We start from the raw sequence: 17,635 nt of genomic DNA on the forward strand, positions 1-17,635 counted from the left end.
CGAAATAGTTTTTGTAACTCTTCACAAACAAGATAATTAAATGAAGAAGATAATTTCAACTGGTAATAAAGATACTCGTTCGGGCTTTGGTGCAGGTCTTCATGAACTTGGCAAAAAGAATCCTAACGTTGTTGCTCTATGCGCAGATCTTATTGGCTCTTTAAAAATGGAGGAATTCGCAAAAGAATTTCCAAATCGTTTCTTTCAAACCGGAATTGCCGAAGCCAATATGATAGGTTTAGCCGCAGGGTTGACAATTGGAGGAAAAATCCCTTTTACAGGAACCTTTGCTTCCTTTTCAACAGGTAGGGTTTACGATCAGATTAGACAAAGCATTGCCTATTCCAATAAAAACGTCAAGATTTGTGCATCTCACGCTGGTATTACCCTTGGTGAGGATGGAGCAACCCACCAAATTATGGAGGACATTGGGTTGATGAAAATGCTCCCAAACATGACAGTCATTAATCCCGCTGATTACAATCAAACTAAAGCCGCAACACTTGCTATTGCTGAAATGAATGGTCCTGTTTATCTTCGATTCGGGCGACCTGTTGTTCCAATTTTCACATCCCCAGACGAACCTTTCATTATTGGCAAGGCAATAACAATGATTGAGGGTACTGATGTTTCGATATTTGCAACCGGTCACCTCCTATGGAAAGCAATAGAGGCCGCTGAAATTCTTGATCAGCAAGGAATTCATGCAGAAGTTATCAATATTCATACGATAAAGCCATTAGACGATGACGCAATCCTAAAATCTGTTCTAAAAACAGGTTGCGCTGTATCAGCCGAGGAGCATATGATGAATGGGGGTTTAGGTGATAGTATTGCTCAATTACTCTCACGCAAACTTCCTCGACCACTCGAAATGGTTGCCGTTAACGATAAGTTTGGGGAAAGTGGGAAGCCTGAAGAATTACTCAAGAAATTTGGGCTCGATACCCCAGATATAGTAGAGGCTGTTAAAAAAGTTCTGTCTCGTAAATAGATCGTTTACATCATTAAATGACCAATTACAGCGATAAGGAGTTGCTTGAAATGTATCGTATAAGCGATACTCAGAATTATGCATTTAACCTTATTGTTCGTAAGTACCAAGAAAGAATATACTGGCACATCCGCAAAATAGTTATAAGTCAAGATGATGCTGATGATGTAGTTCAGAATACTTTCCTTAAGGTTTGGGGAGGTCTTAGCCATTTCCGTGAGGATTCACAGCTTTTCACATGGCTATATCGAATAGCTACAAACGAAGCTTTAACATTCTTAAAAAGGAAAAGAACAAAATTTTTACTCCCAATTATTGATGTTGAACAACAACTTGCAAACACTATAGAGAGTGATCCATATTTCGATGGCAATGAGCTACAAGCAAAGCTACAGAAGGCAATTATTAAACTTCCTGTAAAACAACGATTAGTTTTTAATATGAAATACTTTGATGAAATGAAATACGAGGAAATGTCTAGAATCCTAGGAACATCTGTAGGTGCTCTTAAGGCATCGTTTCATCATGCAGTAAAAAAAATTGAAAAATTTCTTGAAGAGGATTAAACCCTTCTCAAGTGATGAAGTCATAAACTCAAGATATTAAATAGAATGAATGATTTAGAAATATTTGACCCTAAGTTAACTAAAATTGGTAAGGATAACCCATTTAAAGTTCCTAATGGGTATTTTGAATCATTGCCAACAAGGGTTCAGAATTATTGCAATGAAAATAGCGTTAAAAATCCGTTCGTATTGCGAATCGCTGCAATAAGGACTCAATTAGCCTTGGCTACTGGTCTTTGTCTTTTTGTTTTAATAGCATTTATAGGCTATCATTATTCACAACAAACTAATAGCATTAGCTCTCTAAAAAGGGTAGACTATATCAAAGTAGTTGAAGAGAGCGGCACTGAATTTGATGAAATACAACTATACGAAGCCTTCTCGAATGGACATAAAAAGGATTCAATAAAGAATTCGATGAATGATGAATTAATTGAATACCTATTGTATGATAATATTAATAATGGAACACACTTAGATCATTCAAAAGACATTAAACCGTGATACGTATAAATCCAATTATACTTTTAACCTTTTGTCTAACGCTTGGTTTCTCATCTTGTAAATCCAAGCACGAACAATGCGAAGAAGTATTGAAAGTACAAAAAGTTGCTTTCTTCACACAAAAGTTAAATCTCACCACACACGAGGCTGAATTATTTTGGCCTGTTTATAACGATTATTGGAAACGGAAAAACCAGATACTCGAAAGCAAACGTTCAACCATGAAGTTTTGTGCAAAAAATCTGGAGAAGATGACCGATGAAGAAATAATTAAATATGCTAATGAATATGTTAATTTTCAAAAACAAGAATCAGATCTTTTGATTGAATTTAACGAAAAGTTTAAGCAGATACTACCTCCTTCAAAAGTTCTAATGCTTTATCAGACAGATTACGATTTCAAGACATACCTTTTACAGCAAATAAAAAATTCTGGCAAGAAATAGTTTGATTTCCTTTGAACAACATATTTTAAGTAACAAACTTTTCATTTTTATAGATTAAATCTTTAAAATCAAAATATAAAAGTTTTGCAAAACTTTTATATTAACGATTGTTATATTTATATGGCTAATTATCAAAATAAACCACATGTCGGGTATAGATGTTATCGATGGAATTGCGGAGGGTGTAATTGTGCTGGACGATATTTATATTCCTGGCACAAAACAAACGCCTGAAATTATATGCAAGTATAAATCTGGGGAGGTTGCCTTTAAAGGAAACTTTATCTCAAGTAATCCCAGTGAATTTATTGAGCCTATCCAGAATTGGCTTTATGCTTTTGCTAAAGCCAAAAAGGCAACTACTCTTACTATAGTCTTTCACCTAACATACCTTAATGGCAGTTCAGGAAAATCGCTGTGTAAGTTATTTCAACAAGTTGAGGCAATTCAGGACTCAGGAATAAATGTCGATGTACAACTTTTTTATGAGGACGATGATATTGACATGTTCGATTGGTGCAAGGAAATGAAAAACAGCTATCATCTTCCATTTAGCCTCTCAAAGGTTAATTAATTCTTCTACAAAAGCCATTCTTAACTATTTAGAAGTTAGGTATTATCATTAGGGTAGGGTATGTTTCCTTTAAATCACCCCTCGCTTCTATTGATTTATATCAATATCTGGATAAATCTTTTAATTATATATTTGTGTACCTCAAATAATTCGAAATTTTACAGATAATTATGAAAAGATATCTACTGCATTTTTTTGCAACTATAGTACTAATAGCCTGTTCTGCTAGTATTAATGCGCAAGTTGAAGATCCTGTAACTTGGAATTTTAAAGCAATAAAAGTTGAAGGAAAAAAATACGAAATAACTATCAATGCATCTATTGAACAGGGTTGGCATCTTTACTCGATATCTCTTCCAGAAGGAGGTCCCATTGCAACTACATTCACCTTTAAGCAATCACCCGACTTTAAACTCGACGGTAAAGTAAAGGAGATAACCAAGACCACCAAAGAACATGATGAAATATTTGACCTTGATTTATCTTTTTTCTCAAAAGAGGCAACCTTTAGCCAAATGGTTGAACTCAATAATGTTGAAACAACTAATATTGAAGGCAATATTGAGTATCAAGCTTGCTTCTCGGATAAATGTATCTACCTTGAGAAAGATTTTTCGGTAAAAGTGGGTAATGGAGAGCCTCAAAAGATAGAAGTTCAGCAGCAAAAAACACCTGAAAAAAACGAGAATTCTTCTCTTTGGTATATATTCTTTTACGCTTTAGGATGGGGTCTATTGGGATTATTAACGCCCTGTGTTTATCCAATGATACCAATGACCGTTTCATTCTTTCTAAATAATGAATCGGGTCGTTTAAGATCTATTATCAATGCTCTTGTCTTTGGCCTTTCAATTATTGCCATATATACTTCAATTGGATTATTAGTTTCGCTATTTGGTCTTAGCCCAAATTTCGCAACCGTTCTTACCTCACACTGGATTCCTAATATTATTTTCTTTCTGCTTTTTATAGTATTTGCAGCATCGTTCTTTGGTTTATTTGAAATTACTTTACCAAGTAGCTTAACAACAAAAACCGATAGTAAAGTTGAAAAAGGAGGATTTGTAGGTTCATTTTTCATGGCCTTAACACTAATATTAGTTAGTTTATCTTGTGTTGGACCAATATTAGGAAACGTATTGATAGAGGCTTCACGAGGTTTAGGTTTAAGGCCTATTATAGGAATGCTTGGATTCTCAATTGCATTTGCTTTACCATTTACCATTTTTGCCATTTTTCCATCATTACTTAAGGGATTACCTAAATCTGGGGGATGGTTGAATTCGGTAAAAGTTGTTCTTGCATTTTTCATGTTAGCCTTTAGTTTGAAATTCTTAATGATAATAGACGATACGTATCATTTTGGCTTATTGGGTCGCGATGTTTACATAGCTATCTGGATTTCAATTTTCACCTTAATGGGTTTCTATTTGCTTGGTAAAATCAAATTTCAGCACGACTCAGATCTTAAGCACGTGGGCGTTTTTAGGCTTCTTTTAGCAATTGCGTCCTTTGCATTTGTTGTTTACCTAATTCCTGGCATGATTGGAGCACCCCTTAAATCTATATCAGGATTACTTCCTCCTCAGGCAAGTCATAGTTTTGACCTGATGACAATGATAAATAAATCAAAAACCGTTTCGAGTGCTAAAGTTGACGATAAAGCATCGTTATGTGAAACACCAAAATATGCAGATATCCTCCATCTACCTTATGGTTTGGATGGTTATTTTAGCTACAGTCAAGCACTAGCCTGTGCACGAACACAAAAAAAACCTCTATTTATTGATTTTGTGGGTCATTCATGTTCCAACTGCAAAGAAATGGAATCAAAGGTTTGGAGCGATCCTCGTGTATTAGAAAAGCTAAGGAATGATTATGTTATTGTTGCCCTATATATCGATGAAAGATTAGAACTCCCCGAAAGCGAATGGTTTACATCAAAGAAAGACGGCAAGGTAAAAAAGACCATTGGCAAGCAGAATGCGGACATGCAGATAAACCGTTTCAATATCAATGGGCAACCTTATTATGTTCTACTAGATGGGAACGAAAAACCTTTAGTAGAACCTAGAGGATACAATCTCGATATTGAAGCATATATTAAGTTTCTCGATAGCGGGATTGAAGAGTATAAAAAGAGAAGCAATAGTTTACAGTAAGAAATCTTATAGTTAAACATGAAGAGTCTGATGGAAAATTCAGGCTCTTTTTTTATACTGTAATTCAGAAATAAACATCCTGCCCTTAGCGTCTCCAAATTATTTTCTCCAACCAATGAGGTAATTGAATGATAACAAACAACCTCATTGCCATTGCCAAAACCACAGGGTAGATTACCCAAGGTAGAGCCTGTGGTAAAAATGGCCAAGTAATCAGTAATGCTATTAATACAATTAGATTAACGCTTAAATACGTTCGCATCCATTGCCTGGTTTTTTTTACCGATAGAAAGAAAACGGCTATTAAGTGGAATGGATTTGCCCATAGAAGGTTAAAATTCCAAACCATTGAGCGATGCGCAGTTCCTGCCCAAAGGAATGTAAAAAGCACACCCAGTAATCCGAAGAGAATCAGAAGTATTCTGTCAAACCAAAGATCTTTAACACCGCTCTTGAGATCCCTATACGATAAAAAAGCAGCTATCAGAAGTATTACCAGAGATACTTGCAACGGAGTTCCCCATATATTTTGATCAGAAAATTGTTTTCCCTCCAATAGAACTTTGGGTTGTTGAGCGAATGGTTGCTTAACTGAATCGGATAAAAGCGAAGAGTGCTGAAAAGCAGCCTGCAAATGTTCCGGCAGGTACATATATTCCCATGATGAAGCCACCCTATCTGCTGGCAGGCCCAGTAAAAGATTAATTCCAAGTTTTGCCCAGTGTGAATGAATTAAATTAGGCATTAAAAGTTGCCTAAAACTCTTCCCTTTTTCAAAAGAACTATAATCAAAAGTAATTTCACGTGGAATTGTTTTTACAAAGATATCCCTGATTCGTGTTGCACAATTGTCGCCAAAGAAATCATAAGGATAGTATCGATTCTCTGGTCTATAGTTAATTAATAACGAATCGAATAAGTGCTGCTTCTCATTCAAATTAATATTGAGTCTTTGTTCCCAAATCCAACGCCCTTCTTCAACGTAGCTCTGTTTAAACTCCCGATAGGGCGAAACAGATAGGATATATTTCAAACGTCCTCTCACAAAATTGGGATAAAAATTGGGATCGAAAAAATCAAAAGTTCCATAGTTAAAAACAATATCAAGGTTGCGCATCGGATCAGACACACGAATAGCACTATGTCCAAAAATCGAATAAAGTTCATTGCCTGGGGAGCAAGTTAAAAGGCTTATTCTAGAACTATCCGAGAGGTTAATCTCATATCTTTTCGCACTACCTTCCAGGGATAATAGAATACAAAATAGTGGCAAAATTATTCGCTGTAGTACTCTATCAATTTTCATAATGTTGCTTTTAATTTTCCAAAGATAGTTGTTTATTATTTTTCCAACATAATTACTTCAAACACTATAGGTGTGATCGTAAAACAGTAAAGATTTTATAAATTCGCAAATACAATAAAAAACCAATGATAATGGAAAAGCATAGCCCTTATATCGGCGGGAAATTCAAAACAACAGATCATACCTTTTTTGTAAGCAACCCTTTTAACAATGAGATTTTAGCAGAAGTATACCTTGCCGGTAAAGCAGAACTTGAAGAAGCAATAATATCAGCCCAAAAGATTCAAGATGAATTAAGATATCTTCCATCGTATAAAAAGTACTCTATTCTAATGGATATTGCACAAAAGATGAAAGATAAAAGAGATTTACTCGCAACAACACTTTGCCTTGAGGCAGCAAAACCCATAAAATATGCACTTAGTGAAGTTGATCGAGCTATTCAGACCTTCGTTATTGCTGCCGAGGAATGCAAGAGGCTGCCATCGGAGTATATTCAAATAGACTGGACTCCAGCGGGCGAAGGGAAAGAGGGCGTTGTAAAATACTTTCCTGTTGGGTTGGTTGCTGGTATATCACCTTTTAATTTCCCCTTAAATCTCACCGCTCATAAACTGGCTCCAGCAATTGCGTCAGGTTGTCCAATTATTTTAAAACCAGCACGCTCTACCCCTTTATCTGCATTACTACTTGCAAAAATTATTGATTCAACTGATCTACCCAAAGGGGCATTATCAATCCTTCCGATGGATCGAGAATCTGGCAATCAACTTGTTACCGACGAGCGTTTTGCATTACTAACCTTTACAGGTTCACCCCAAGTTGGTTGGGAAATGAAAAATCAGGCTGGTAAAAAACGGGTTGTCTTGGAACTTGGAGGCAATGCAGGTTTAATTGTTACTGAAACAACAAACTTAGATAAAGCAGTTCAAAAATGTGTGAATGGAGCGTTCTCATACTCAGGGCAAGTGTGTATACATACACAAAGAATATACATTCATCAATCCATATTTGATGGTTTTACAAAAAAATTTGTTGAGATAACCAGTCTTCTCAAAACAGGAGATCCATTGGATTCAAATACTGATGTTTCATCAATGATTGATGAGGAAAATGCAATTCGAGTTGAGGAATGGATAAGCGAGGCCGTTAAAGATGGAGCAAAACTTATTTATGGAGGAAAACGAAAAGATACTTTTGTGGAACCCACAATTATTACAAACACAAAGAGGGATATGAAGATTTGCGCCATGGAAGTATTTGGTCCTGTCGTAGTTATTGAATCGTATACTGATTTTCAAAATGCGATTGATGAGATAAACTACACTGAGTTTGGGCTACAAGCAGGTGTTTTTACAAATTTGCTTCATGAACAAAACCATGCCTTCAATGAACTTAAGGTTGGCGGAGTAATTATAAATGATGTGCCAACTTTTAGGGTGGATCATATGCCCTACGGAGGAATTAAAAACTCAGGATATGGACGCGAAGGTGTGAAATACGCAATTTATGATATGCTTGAGCCAAAATTGCTAGTTAGAAATTATATCTAATTTGCGCCCAATATCATAATTATTTTAATCGTTTATTATCTACGAATTACTGAAAAAAAGAGAGTAGCATCTTTTATGCTTTGGTTCAATTTGTATATTTGCACATTGTAAAATATATTGCTTTTTATAAGTCAAATGGCTTTTACACTTTTACTAAAAGGAATAATGATTGGCTTGTTGGTTTCGATTCCCCTCGGACCAATAGGGGTAATTTGCATTCAGCGTACAATTAACAAAGGCCGCTTAAGCGGTTTTTTTTCGGGAATTGGAGCAGCGTCAGCAGATACAATTTTTGCAGCCATTGCAGGTTTTAGCCTTACTTTTATCATCAATTTCATTGAAGAGAAACAAAGAATCCTAGAGGTTATTGGCGGCATAATAATTATTCTTTTAGGAATTAAAACCTTTTATACAAACCCTGTAAATCAACTAAAACGTCACAAAAAGAAAAAGAATAAACTGATTGAAGATTTTATATCTGTATTACTACTAACCGTTACCAATCCCTTTGCCATTTTTCTTTTTGTAGGGATGTTTGCTGCTCTCGGGCTGGCTTACAATGGCGAAAATATGGCACTTTCATTAATAACCATAGGGGGAGTCTTTCTTGGTGGCACTTTATGGTGGTTTACATTAAGTTCATTGGTTAACATGTTCCGAGATAAATTCCGTTTAAAACAGCTTTTATGGATAAATAAAATTGCAGGGGCAGTAATTTTCATTCTTGGGTTTTTAGCATTAGTGAATGTGGCAAGAATTCTTTTCTTTAAAAGCTAAATCTCATTTTTCCGCACCTAATAGTTAAACCCACTTGTCAGAAAACTTCGATAAATAATAATCTGTATTCATTTTTTTGCAAACTTTGAATAGTTGCGTATATTTAAATAGCTGTATTTTTCGTTTAGAGAATCTATTTATTCTAAGTATTTCTCAACAAATCAATACGGTACAATTACCCTTAAATTAATTCAAGATGAATTTAGCCCATAAACTGCTAAAAATTTCTTCTTTCAACCTAGAGGGAAAATGCGAAAAAGACACCTTTTTTAAGTTGATTCAATTTAACTTCTCAAGCCTTGTTATAATTGTTTTCTTTGTAATTCAGTCTTTTTTTGCAATTCTTTTCCTTGACAGTATTTTATTGATGCTAGTCTCAGTACTCACAGCCTTTATAATATCTATTAACTTAAATCTTGCTGTCAAAAGGAAGAATACTATTGGTCTTGATACATTTACCACGGTAATTAGCGGAATTGGACTACTTATTTCCGTTTTTTATTGCAACATGGGAGTAGTTGGATCTTTGCTATTTGGACTATTTCCTTTTTTAACCATTTCAATGCTTGGGTTTAATAAAGGGACTTATTTTTCAATTGCTTTCGGCATCCTATGTTTCCTCGTTTTTTTCATTCCATTGCAAATCAACACCTCATACAACCAACCTTTATCATACAAGTTGTACTTTACTATTTCTTACTTTGCGGCAATTATACTTGCAAATCTTTTTGAAGCGATTAAAGTTAAAACGATGCAAAACTCTGAAATGGAGGTTTTAAATGAAAAAAACGCAAATAAGCTAAATGAAGAATTTATAGCTAAACTATCTCACCAGATCCGTACCCCTTTAAACAATATCATGGTCATCTCAAACATCCTCTCTGGTTCTGAACTTGATGATAAACAAAGGGATATGATCGATACTATTCAAGCCTCAACTAATAATCTGGTAAATGTTTTAAATAGCATGGTTGAAATATCTAATATAGATATAAGAGAGAATAGTGACTTCAATATCAATTTCAACCTTCAAACAACTATTAACAATACACTAAACCTCTTCACATCACAAAGCTTCAATAATATATCCTTTAACTATAAAATTGATGAAAATTTACCCAAAAACTACTTTGGGGATCCAGTTAAAATCAAACAAGTTTTCCTTAATATTATTGAGAATATCATCAAGAACAAGAGTAGTAACAAAATACATCTTGATATTAAGATTGGGAAGAGTAAAGAAAGTCAGGAACTTATTGAACTATATTTTGAACTTAAGAGCAATAAACCAATAATACTCCCAGTCAATGAGAATCATAACCAATTCATTGTAAATGAAACAACTTACACATCAACAAGTTCCCAAATATACATTGAATTACTTGATTTAAATATTTCTCAAAAATTGATTGAGAGTAATGGCGGTAAACTAAGTATTTCGCTAACATCGGAAAGTGCTATTTTTAATTTTCCGTATAGTCTCAAAAAAAACATCGATGTTATTGATGAAAGACAGGTAGAGCCCAAGGAAGAAAGCATTGTAAAGGACAAACACCAAGCTCGGGCATCAATAGAACTTGAAAATGCCAGCGTATTGTTGGTTGAAGACAACCTCATAAACCAGAAAATTGTAATTCTTAGTCTGAAAAAATTGGTTAAGAATATAGAGATAGCGAATAACGGTAAAGAAGCACTTGATAAATTCGGCACAAGTAAATATGATATTATTCTAATGGACATTCAAATGCCAATCTTAAATGGCATTGTAGCTACAAAAAAAATTAGAGAAATTGAAGCAAGCACAAATTCGCATACGCCAATAATTGCTATTACTGCAAATGCTTTGCTTGGGGATAAAGAAGAATGTATTGAAGCTGGCATGGATGAGTATATCAGTAAACCTTTCCAAATTGAAGTGCTGATTCAAAAAATGAAAAGTCTACTTAAGTAATATTAACTAACTGATTAACAGGAGCAGAATTAAAACATGCAACTCAAATCAGGTTTAATGCCTATAATGAGAATATCATCGACTTGATCGTTTTTACCCTTCCACTCATTAATACTATCTTCAATGTACTGCCGCTGGGTCTCTAGTGGAAATTTATGAATATTCAAAAGAAGATGCCTAAAACGGCGAAACTTATATTTTTTATTTTCTAACCCACCAAATTGATCAGCATATCCATCGGTAAAGATATAAATCATATCCTCGGGTTGTATAGGAATATAATGACTACTAAATAGTTGTTTTTCTGACAGATTTCCCATGCCCACTGAGTACCTATCGCCTTTAATTTCAGTTATCTTACTATCTCTAATTAAATATAAATTACTAAAAGCACCTGCAAATTGGAGAATGTTATTTTCCTTATCGATGATGCAAAAAGAAACATCCATGCCATCTTTAACCAATGAACTATTCTCAGAGTAATCCTTACTGAACGTTTGAATTACACCAGTATTTAATCTATTAAGAATTTCTGCGGCATCGTTTACACCCTGATTATTAGTAATGTTTCGTAATAGTTCAATCCCTATTATAGACATAAACGCTCCAGGTACTCCATGTCCTGTACAATCGACAACGGCTACAAAAATTTTATTTTTTGTTTCGTTAACCCAGTAAAAATCTCCGCTAACAATATCTTTGGGCATATAAAATAGAAACGAATCGGGTAATAACTTTTTAAAATGTGCAACTGAAGGCATTATTGCTTCCTGAAGGCGTTTAGCATAGTTGATACTATCGGTTATACTTTTATTTTTTAAAATAAGTTCCTCTTTCTGTTTCTCCACTTTGGACATCGCATACTCTCTTTCCTTAAGAAATTGATTAGTTCTTCGAAAGTGCTTTGTTCTATTTCTCAAATAAAAAATAATGCCGATTAATGCTAGGAATCCATATAATCCATACGCAGCATTGCTTCTCCAAAATGGGATATTTACAATAATTTTAAGTGTTTTGCCTTCTTCATTCCAGGTCATATCACTATTTGAACCTTTTATAGTAAAAAAATATGTCCCTGCATTTAGATTTGAAAAGGTTGCTGAGTGTTTTGTCCCTAAATCAATCCACTGATCAGAAAGCCCTTTCATACAATAAGCATAATGATTTTTTTCAGAACGACTAAAGTCCAGAATAGAGAATTCAATTGTAAAGGCACTCGTTTCCTTTGATATTTCAATTTCGTCTAACCCCTCTACAGACAATGTTTTCCTATCTTTTCCACCTAAAATATCAAATGATGTTATTGCAATTTTTGGAATTTGTTTGTTTACCTTAATTGAGTCTGGAAAAAAAGTATTAAATCCTGATATACCTCCAAATAGCATTTCTCCAGATTTTGATTTATAACTTGATCCAACATTAAATTCTTGACTTTGAAGACCATCTGCCACATCGTAAGATTTAATTAAATCCGTTTCTGGGTTTAATACTGCTAAACCCCAGTTTGTACTCACCCAAATTCTTCCTTTTCTATCCTCTTCAATTGAATATATTATGTTGTTCGGTAATCCATCATCTTCGGTAAAAAGTTTGAAATTGTTGGTGTTTTGGTCAAATCTATGCAATCCGTTACTTGTACCCACCCAAATAAAACCCTTAGAATCTTCATGCAAACACATTACTTCATTGGAAATAAGTTGGCGCCCAGAGTAAATTGACTTTCTAACAAATCGGGATGCCTTTTGACTATTCGGATCAATCTTGTTTAACCCATTTAAAGTTCCAGCCCAAATATACCCTTTACTATCTACGATCACATCGTATACTTCACCAGACGTAATGGTTGTAGAATCCATTGGATTGTTGCAAAACCCTAGCAATGTATTATCTTTAATCTGATATAATCCTATTTTAGTTGCTATCCATAAACATCCATTCCTATCTTCGGCAAATGAATAAATTCTATTATTTCTGAATAAACCATAATTAATAATCCCTTTAAAAGCAAAATAATCAACAAACTCTTTCTTGTCAGGCAGATACACCTGTATACCATCACGTGTCCCAATTAATAATTCATTTTGTTGATTTATATAACTCGAATGAACAAAATCATTATATATATGCCTCTTCACGGAGGCGTATGAAAACAAGATTTTCTCTCCAGTATTAGGGTTAAACTTAAACAAACCAGCCCCCCAAGTTCCTACCCATATATTCCCAAAATTATCCTCGGAAATCGAAGCGATTATATTATTTGCGAACAATGGATTACCTAGAGAGTCCTTTGAAAAAAGTTTAAACTTCAGTGGCTTTCTATCCGATTTGATTAACCCCTGTAATGATCCAATCCAAAGAATCCCTGTTCTATCTACACAAATTGATTGAACAGAGGAGGCAATATGTTTCTCACCATTGGCATTAAAGTCATTGTAATTTATGAGAGTATGGGTTTTAGGATCAAAACTAGAAAATCCAACATCAGTCCCAATCCAAAGAATCCCTGCTTTATCTTCTTTTATTACATTAATTATTGAACTTTTAAGTTTGTTATTCTTATCCGATTTTGTAAAGAACCTTGCAAACTTATTTGTCCTGCGATTATAAAGGTTTAGTCCATTTTCGGTACCTATCCATAGATTATTATTTGAGTCTTCAAAAACATCCTTAATCTTATCGTTGCTTATTGTTTTTGTATCTGTCGGATCATTTGAATATCTCTTAAAAATTTTAAGTATCCTATCGAAAAAGCATAAACCATCTTTCGTCCCAACCCACAGAATACCTTGAGAGTCTTCAAAAATATCAAAATCGCCAGGATCTGTAGAGAAAGTAAAAAGGTCATTATAGTGAGGGTAACGTGTGAAATTATTTTCTTTGGAATTAAATTTATCTAGTGATGTAAGGGTTTTTATCCAAATAACACCCTCCTTATCCTCGTAAACTGTATATATTCTATTATCACTAAGGGTCAAGGGATCATTTATATTGCTATAATAGTTGAAAAATCTGCCTGATTTTCTTGATAGCACGCTCAATCCGAGGTTAGTACCTAACCATATATTTCCATTTCGATCTTCACAAATAGAATTAATGTAATTGTTTGATAAACTATTGGAATCAAGAGGATTGTTCCTGTAAGTTTTAAAAAAATAACCATCGTAGCGATTTAATCCATCCTGTGTGGCTATCCATAAAAAACCGTATGAATCTTGTATTACTCCAGTTATGACTGATTGTGTTAACCCATTATCAACATTATATAGATTAACACGAATAGCCGAACTACTTATTGGAATAGCTAAATTAATAGCAATAAGCAGGATGGTGATTGAGCTAAAAAAACGAGATAACCATTTCATAGGTCAGGCTAAAATATGAAAAATAATATACACTTTCCCTGATTCTATAAACATTTTATCATAATTGTAATTTCTATCTGCAAAACCAATTTTTCTACATTAAACAAAACTATAGAACTAAACTTTTATTACAGCACCGTCTCCTAGCTGAAGTTGTTGCAGTTTTAAAGAAGGAGAATTAAGAAAATTTCCTAATTCTAGACCTCCCCACTTATGGTTTATTTTTTCGATCGTATCTGAATCCATCATTACAACATTTGGCCAGTCCCGATTGGGTTTATCAGAAGGGTAAACTTTTCTTGTTCCATCAAATGCTACATGATTTATCTTTCCCTCTGAATCTCTAATAAAACAAGTATCCCTTTGTGGATCATAGTTACTTACTAAATACCAAATAACCAATGAAATATTGTTTAAATCGATTTCCTTATCAACAATAATTATTGCTTTAAGATTGTGTAGTGAGCTTAATCTAAACAATCTAGAAACTAGCTCCTTTGTATTAAAAACTTCTGATTTATTTATTGATATGATTAACGCAGATATATTATGTGATATTAGCGAAGAACTAAAAGAGGTTACGCCATCAGGTAGCGGTGCGAAATCCTCAGCAATACTTTCTTTATCAATTTCTGCTGTGTAACTATTCCTTTCCGTTTTCTTTGAAGTTGCATCAATAAATATTTTACTACCAAAGCACGGTTGTTCCGATGAATGATCAAGTACATCCAATGGACCCTTACTTAAAAATATATCATTTTGACAGTTAACTTGGCTTGAGAGTACCTGTCCGAGCTGCATAGCATTGTGAATATCGATATCGCCATCAACTGCAACTAATATTTTATTAAACATCATTTGCCCTGCTCCCCAAAGGGCATTCATTACTTTGTAGGCATGACCAGGGAAAGCGTGTTTTATCTTAACAACTGAGATATTGTGTGCAACACCTTCAAATGGAAGGCTCATATCTTCAAGTTCTGGAAGCATCGACATCCTTATTGGGGATAGGAATATTCGTTCGGTTGCTTTTGCAATATAGGCATCTTCCATTGGTGGTACTCCTACAATTGTGGCTGGATATACTGCTTTCCTTCGATGAGTAATACATGTAATATGAAATCGGGGATACCAATCAGCAAGTGAGTAAAATCCTGTATGATCACCAAACGGCCCTTCCCAAGCCAGTTCCTCGCTTGGATCAACATAACCCTCTATCACAAAATCAACATCTTCGGGTACTTCAAGATCAACAGTTATACACTTAACAAGTCGAACTTTCTTCTTTCGCAAAAAACCTGCAAAGATGTATTCATCCAAATTATCAGGTAATGGAGCTGTTGCTGAATAGGTGTATACCGGATCTCCACCAAGTGCAACAACAACAGGCATAAGTTTCCCTTGTGCCTTATACTCATTATAATGTCTCGCACCAACTTTATGACGATGCCAGTGCATCCCTGTTTCCTTTGGTCCAAAAACCTGCATCCTATACATCCCTATGTTTCTAATTCCGGTAACAGGATCCTTAGTATTAACCATCGGTAGCGTGATGAATTTACCACCATCATACGGCCAGCATTTTAGAATAGGTATTTTATTGATATCTGGGTCTAAATTGATTACCTCCTGACAAACTCCTTTTCCAGATATAACAGTAGGCATCCAATCAGACATCCTTTTTAGGCTTGGTAAAAGTTTAATCTTCTCCAGTAAAGATTCTCTTGGGCTTGACAACTCTTTGAACAATGATTCAATCCCCCTGCCAACATCATCTAAATCATCAACACCTAACGACAAAGATATTCTCCTTAAAGAGCCATAAAAATTAATAAGAACAGGAAAATCAGTCCCTGTATTCTCAAATAATAGTGCTTTCCCCCCATCAGGTTGTTTAGAAATGCGATCTGTAATTTCAGTGATCTCCAATTCAGGATTTACAAGCCCTTTTATTCGAATCAGTTCTCCATTTTGCTCAAGTACTTGGATGAATTCGTTCAAACTCTTATAAGCCATGCTATATAGATGGTTGATTGGTATATAAAGAATAAGGTTTCAGTTTGACTGAAACCTTATTCAAATATAAACAAAGATATCTATTTTTTAATGTACTTAAAATCTCTTCCTAAATACCTTGCAGATGATCCAAGCATTTCCTCAATCCTAATTAATTCATTGTATTTTGCAATCCTATCAGATCGAGAGGCTGAACCAGTTTTAATCAAACCTGTATTCAAAGCTACAGCCAGGTGTGCTATAGTAGTATCTTCTGTCTCACCGGATCTATGACTCATTATTGAAGTCATTGAATTGATGTCAGCTAAACGAACTGCGTTGATAGTTTCCGTAAGAGTGCCTATTTGGTTTACCTTAATCAGAATACTATTTCCAGCTTTCTCGTCAATTCCGCGTTGTAAACGTTTTACATTGGTAACAAATAAATCATCTCCAACGAGTTGAATTTTACTACCTAGCATTTTGGTAATCAGTTTCCAACCGTCCCAATCATCTTCTGCCATTCCATCCTCAATAGAAACGATAGGATATTTATCAGTCCAATTCTTCCAATAATCAACCATTTGCGCTGAGGTTAACTTATCACCAGTTGATTTATGAAGATGGTAAACCTTTTCCTCTGGTAGATAGTACTCAGATGAGGCAGGATCAAGTGCTAGGAAAATATCAATACCAGGTTTGTATCCTGCTTTCTCAATTGCCTGAAGAATTACTTGCACGGCCTCCTCATTCGACTTAAGGTTTGGAGCAAATCCTCCCTCATCACCTACGTTTGTTGAGTATCCTTGCTTTTTAAGAACTGACTTAAGATTGTGGAACACCTCTGCACCCATCCTAATAGCTTCGGTAAAATTCTCTGCACCAACTGGCATAATCATGAATTCCTGAAAATCGATACTGTTATCTGCATGAGAACCACCATTGATAATGTTCATCATAGGAATTGGAAGGGTACAAGCGTTAACCCCACCAACATAACGAAATAAAGGTTGTGAAGTTGATTGGGCAGCAGCATGCGCAACAGCTAATGAAACTCCAAGAATTGCATTTGCACCTAAATTGGCTTTATTCTCAGAACCATCAAGTTTAATTAGGGTTTCATCTATCAATTGTTGCTCATGAATATGCATACCAACAATTTCCTCAGAAATTACAGTATTTACATTCTCTACTGCCTTTAATACACCTCTACCAAGGTATCTTCCATTATCTCCATCACGAAGTTCAACAGCTTCATGAACACCTGTGGAAGCTCCACTAGGCACTGCTGCACGTCCAGAAAAACCACTTTCAGTAACTACATCAACTTCTACAGTTGGATTTCCTCTTGAATCGAGGATTTGGCGGGCATGTACACTAACTATTTGTCCCATAAAAAAGTATTTTAAATTTAAAAAATTTTGTATGTTTAATAAAAAGGGGAT

Annotated in this window: 13 protein-coding genes; 9 read left to right on the forward strand and 4 right to left on the reverse strand. The window is 34.7% G+C overall.

Annotated elements, in window-relative coordinates; genetic code table 11:
* The first annotated feature begins 40 nt into the window (after positions 1-40).
* From HOO91_04380 to HOO91_04405, 6 genes are all read left to right on the forward strand, one after another.
* Positions 41-994 (forward strand): transketolase family protein, encoded by a 954-nt coding sequence (locus HOO91_04380; protein NOU16776.1) that lies wholly within the window; start codon positions 41-43, stop codon positions 992-994.
* 17 nt (positions 995-1,011) lie between these two features.
* Positions 1,012-1,560 (forward strand): RNA polymerase sigma factor, encoded by a 549-nt coding sequence (locus HOO91_04385; protein ID NOU16777.1) that lies wholly within the window; start codon positions 1,012-1,014, stop codon positions 1,558-1,560.
* A gap of 45 nt (positions 1,561-1,605) precedes the next feature.
* A complete protein-coding gene (locus tag HOO91_04390; GenBank protein NOU16778.1) occupies positions 1,606-2,064 on the forward strand; it encodes a hypothetical protein in 459 nt (152 codons plus the stop codon).
* A complete protein-coding gene (locus HOO91_04395; GenBank protein NOU16779.1) occupies positions 2,061-2,510 on the forward strand; it encodes a hypothetical protein in 450 nt (149 codons plus the stop codon). The genes HOO91_04390 and HOO91_04395 overlap by 4 nt, the downstream gene beginning before the upstream one ends.
* 145 nt (positions 2,511-2,655) lie before the next feature.
* Entirely contained in the window at positions 2,656-3,084 is a 429-nt protein-coding gene (locus tag HOO91_04400) for a DUF1987 domain-containing protein (GenBank protein NOU16780.1), read from the forward strand.
* Between the two features lie 170 nt (positions 3,085-3,254).
* Entirely contained in the window at positions 3,255-5,246 is a 1,992-nt protein-coding gene (locus HOO91_04405) for a thioredoxin fold domain-containing protein (GenBank protein ID NOU16781.1), read from the forward strand.
* 85 nt (positions 5,247-5,331) lie between these two features.
* Here HOO91_04405 and HOO91_04410 read toward each other — a convergent pair whose 3' ends face one another.
* Positions 5,332-6,552, reverse strand: a complete 1,221-nt coding sequence (locus tag HOO91_04410; protein ID NOU16782.1) for a DUF4105 domain-containing protein — start codon at positions 6,550-6,552, stop codon at positions 5,332-5,334.
* Between the two features lie 125 nt (positions 6,553-6,677).
* Here HOO91_04410 and HOO91_04415 point away from each other — a divergent pair, with 125 nt between their 5' ends.
* From HOO91_04415 to HOO91_04425, 3 genes are all read left to right on the forward strand, one after another.
* Positions 6,678-8,105 carry an aldehyde dehydrogenase family protein gene (locus tag HOO91_04415; protein NOU16783.1) on the forward strand — a complete coding sequence of 476 codons (1,428 nt, stop codon included), beginning with the start codon at positions 6,678-6,680 and terminating at the stop codon, positions 8,103-8,105.
* Between the two features lie 135 nt (positions 8,106-8,240).
* Positions 8,241-8,882, forward strand: coding sequence for a LysE family transporter (locus tag HOO91_04420; GenBank protein NOU16784.1), 642 nt, complete (start codon positions 8,241-8,243; stop codon positions 8,880-8,882).
* A 196-nt stretch (positions 8,883-9,078) separates the two neighbouring features.
* Entirely contained in the window at positions 9,079-10,833 is a 1,755-nt protein-coding gene (locus tag HOO91_04425; GenBank protein ID NOU16785.1) for a response regulator, read from the forward strand.
* A gap of 29 nt (positions 10,834-10,862) precedes the next feature.
* On the opposite strand, the gene HOO91_04430 is transcribed toward HOO91_04425, so the two are convergent.
* The 3 genes from HOO91_04430 to eno form a co-directional block, all read right to left on the reverse strand.
* On the reverse strand, positions 10,863-14,195 hold the full coding sequence (locus HOO91_04430; GenBank protein ID NOU16786.1) for a SpoIIE family protein phosphatase: 3,333 nt from the start codon (positions 14,193-14,195) through the stop codon (positions 10,863-10,865).
* Positions 14,196-14,312: 117 nt separating this feature from the next.
* Positions 14,313-16,211 (reverse strand): menaquinone biosynthesis decarboxylase, encoded by a 1,899-nt coding sequence (locus HOO91_04435; GenBank protein ID NOU16787.1) that lies wholly within the window; start codon positions 16,209-16,211, stop codon positions 14,313-14,315.
* 80 nt (positions 16,212-16,291) lie between these two features.
* The gene (gene eno / locus HOO91_04440; protein ID NOU16788.1) at positions 16,292-17,584 is read right to left on the reverse strand and encodes a phosphopyruvate hydratase; all 1,293 of its coding nucleotides are present in this window, start codon (positions 17,582-17,584) and stop codon (positions 16,292-16,294) included.
* Positions 17,585-17,635 lie beyond the last annotated feature (51 nt).

This window comes from Bacteroidales bacterium (genome assembly GCA_013141385.1).
In the GTDB taxonomy this organism is placed as follows: domain Bacteria; phylum Bacteroidota; class Bacteroidia; order Bacteroidales; family Tenuifilaceae; genus UBA8529.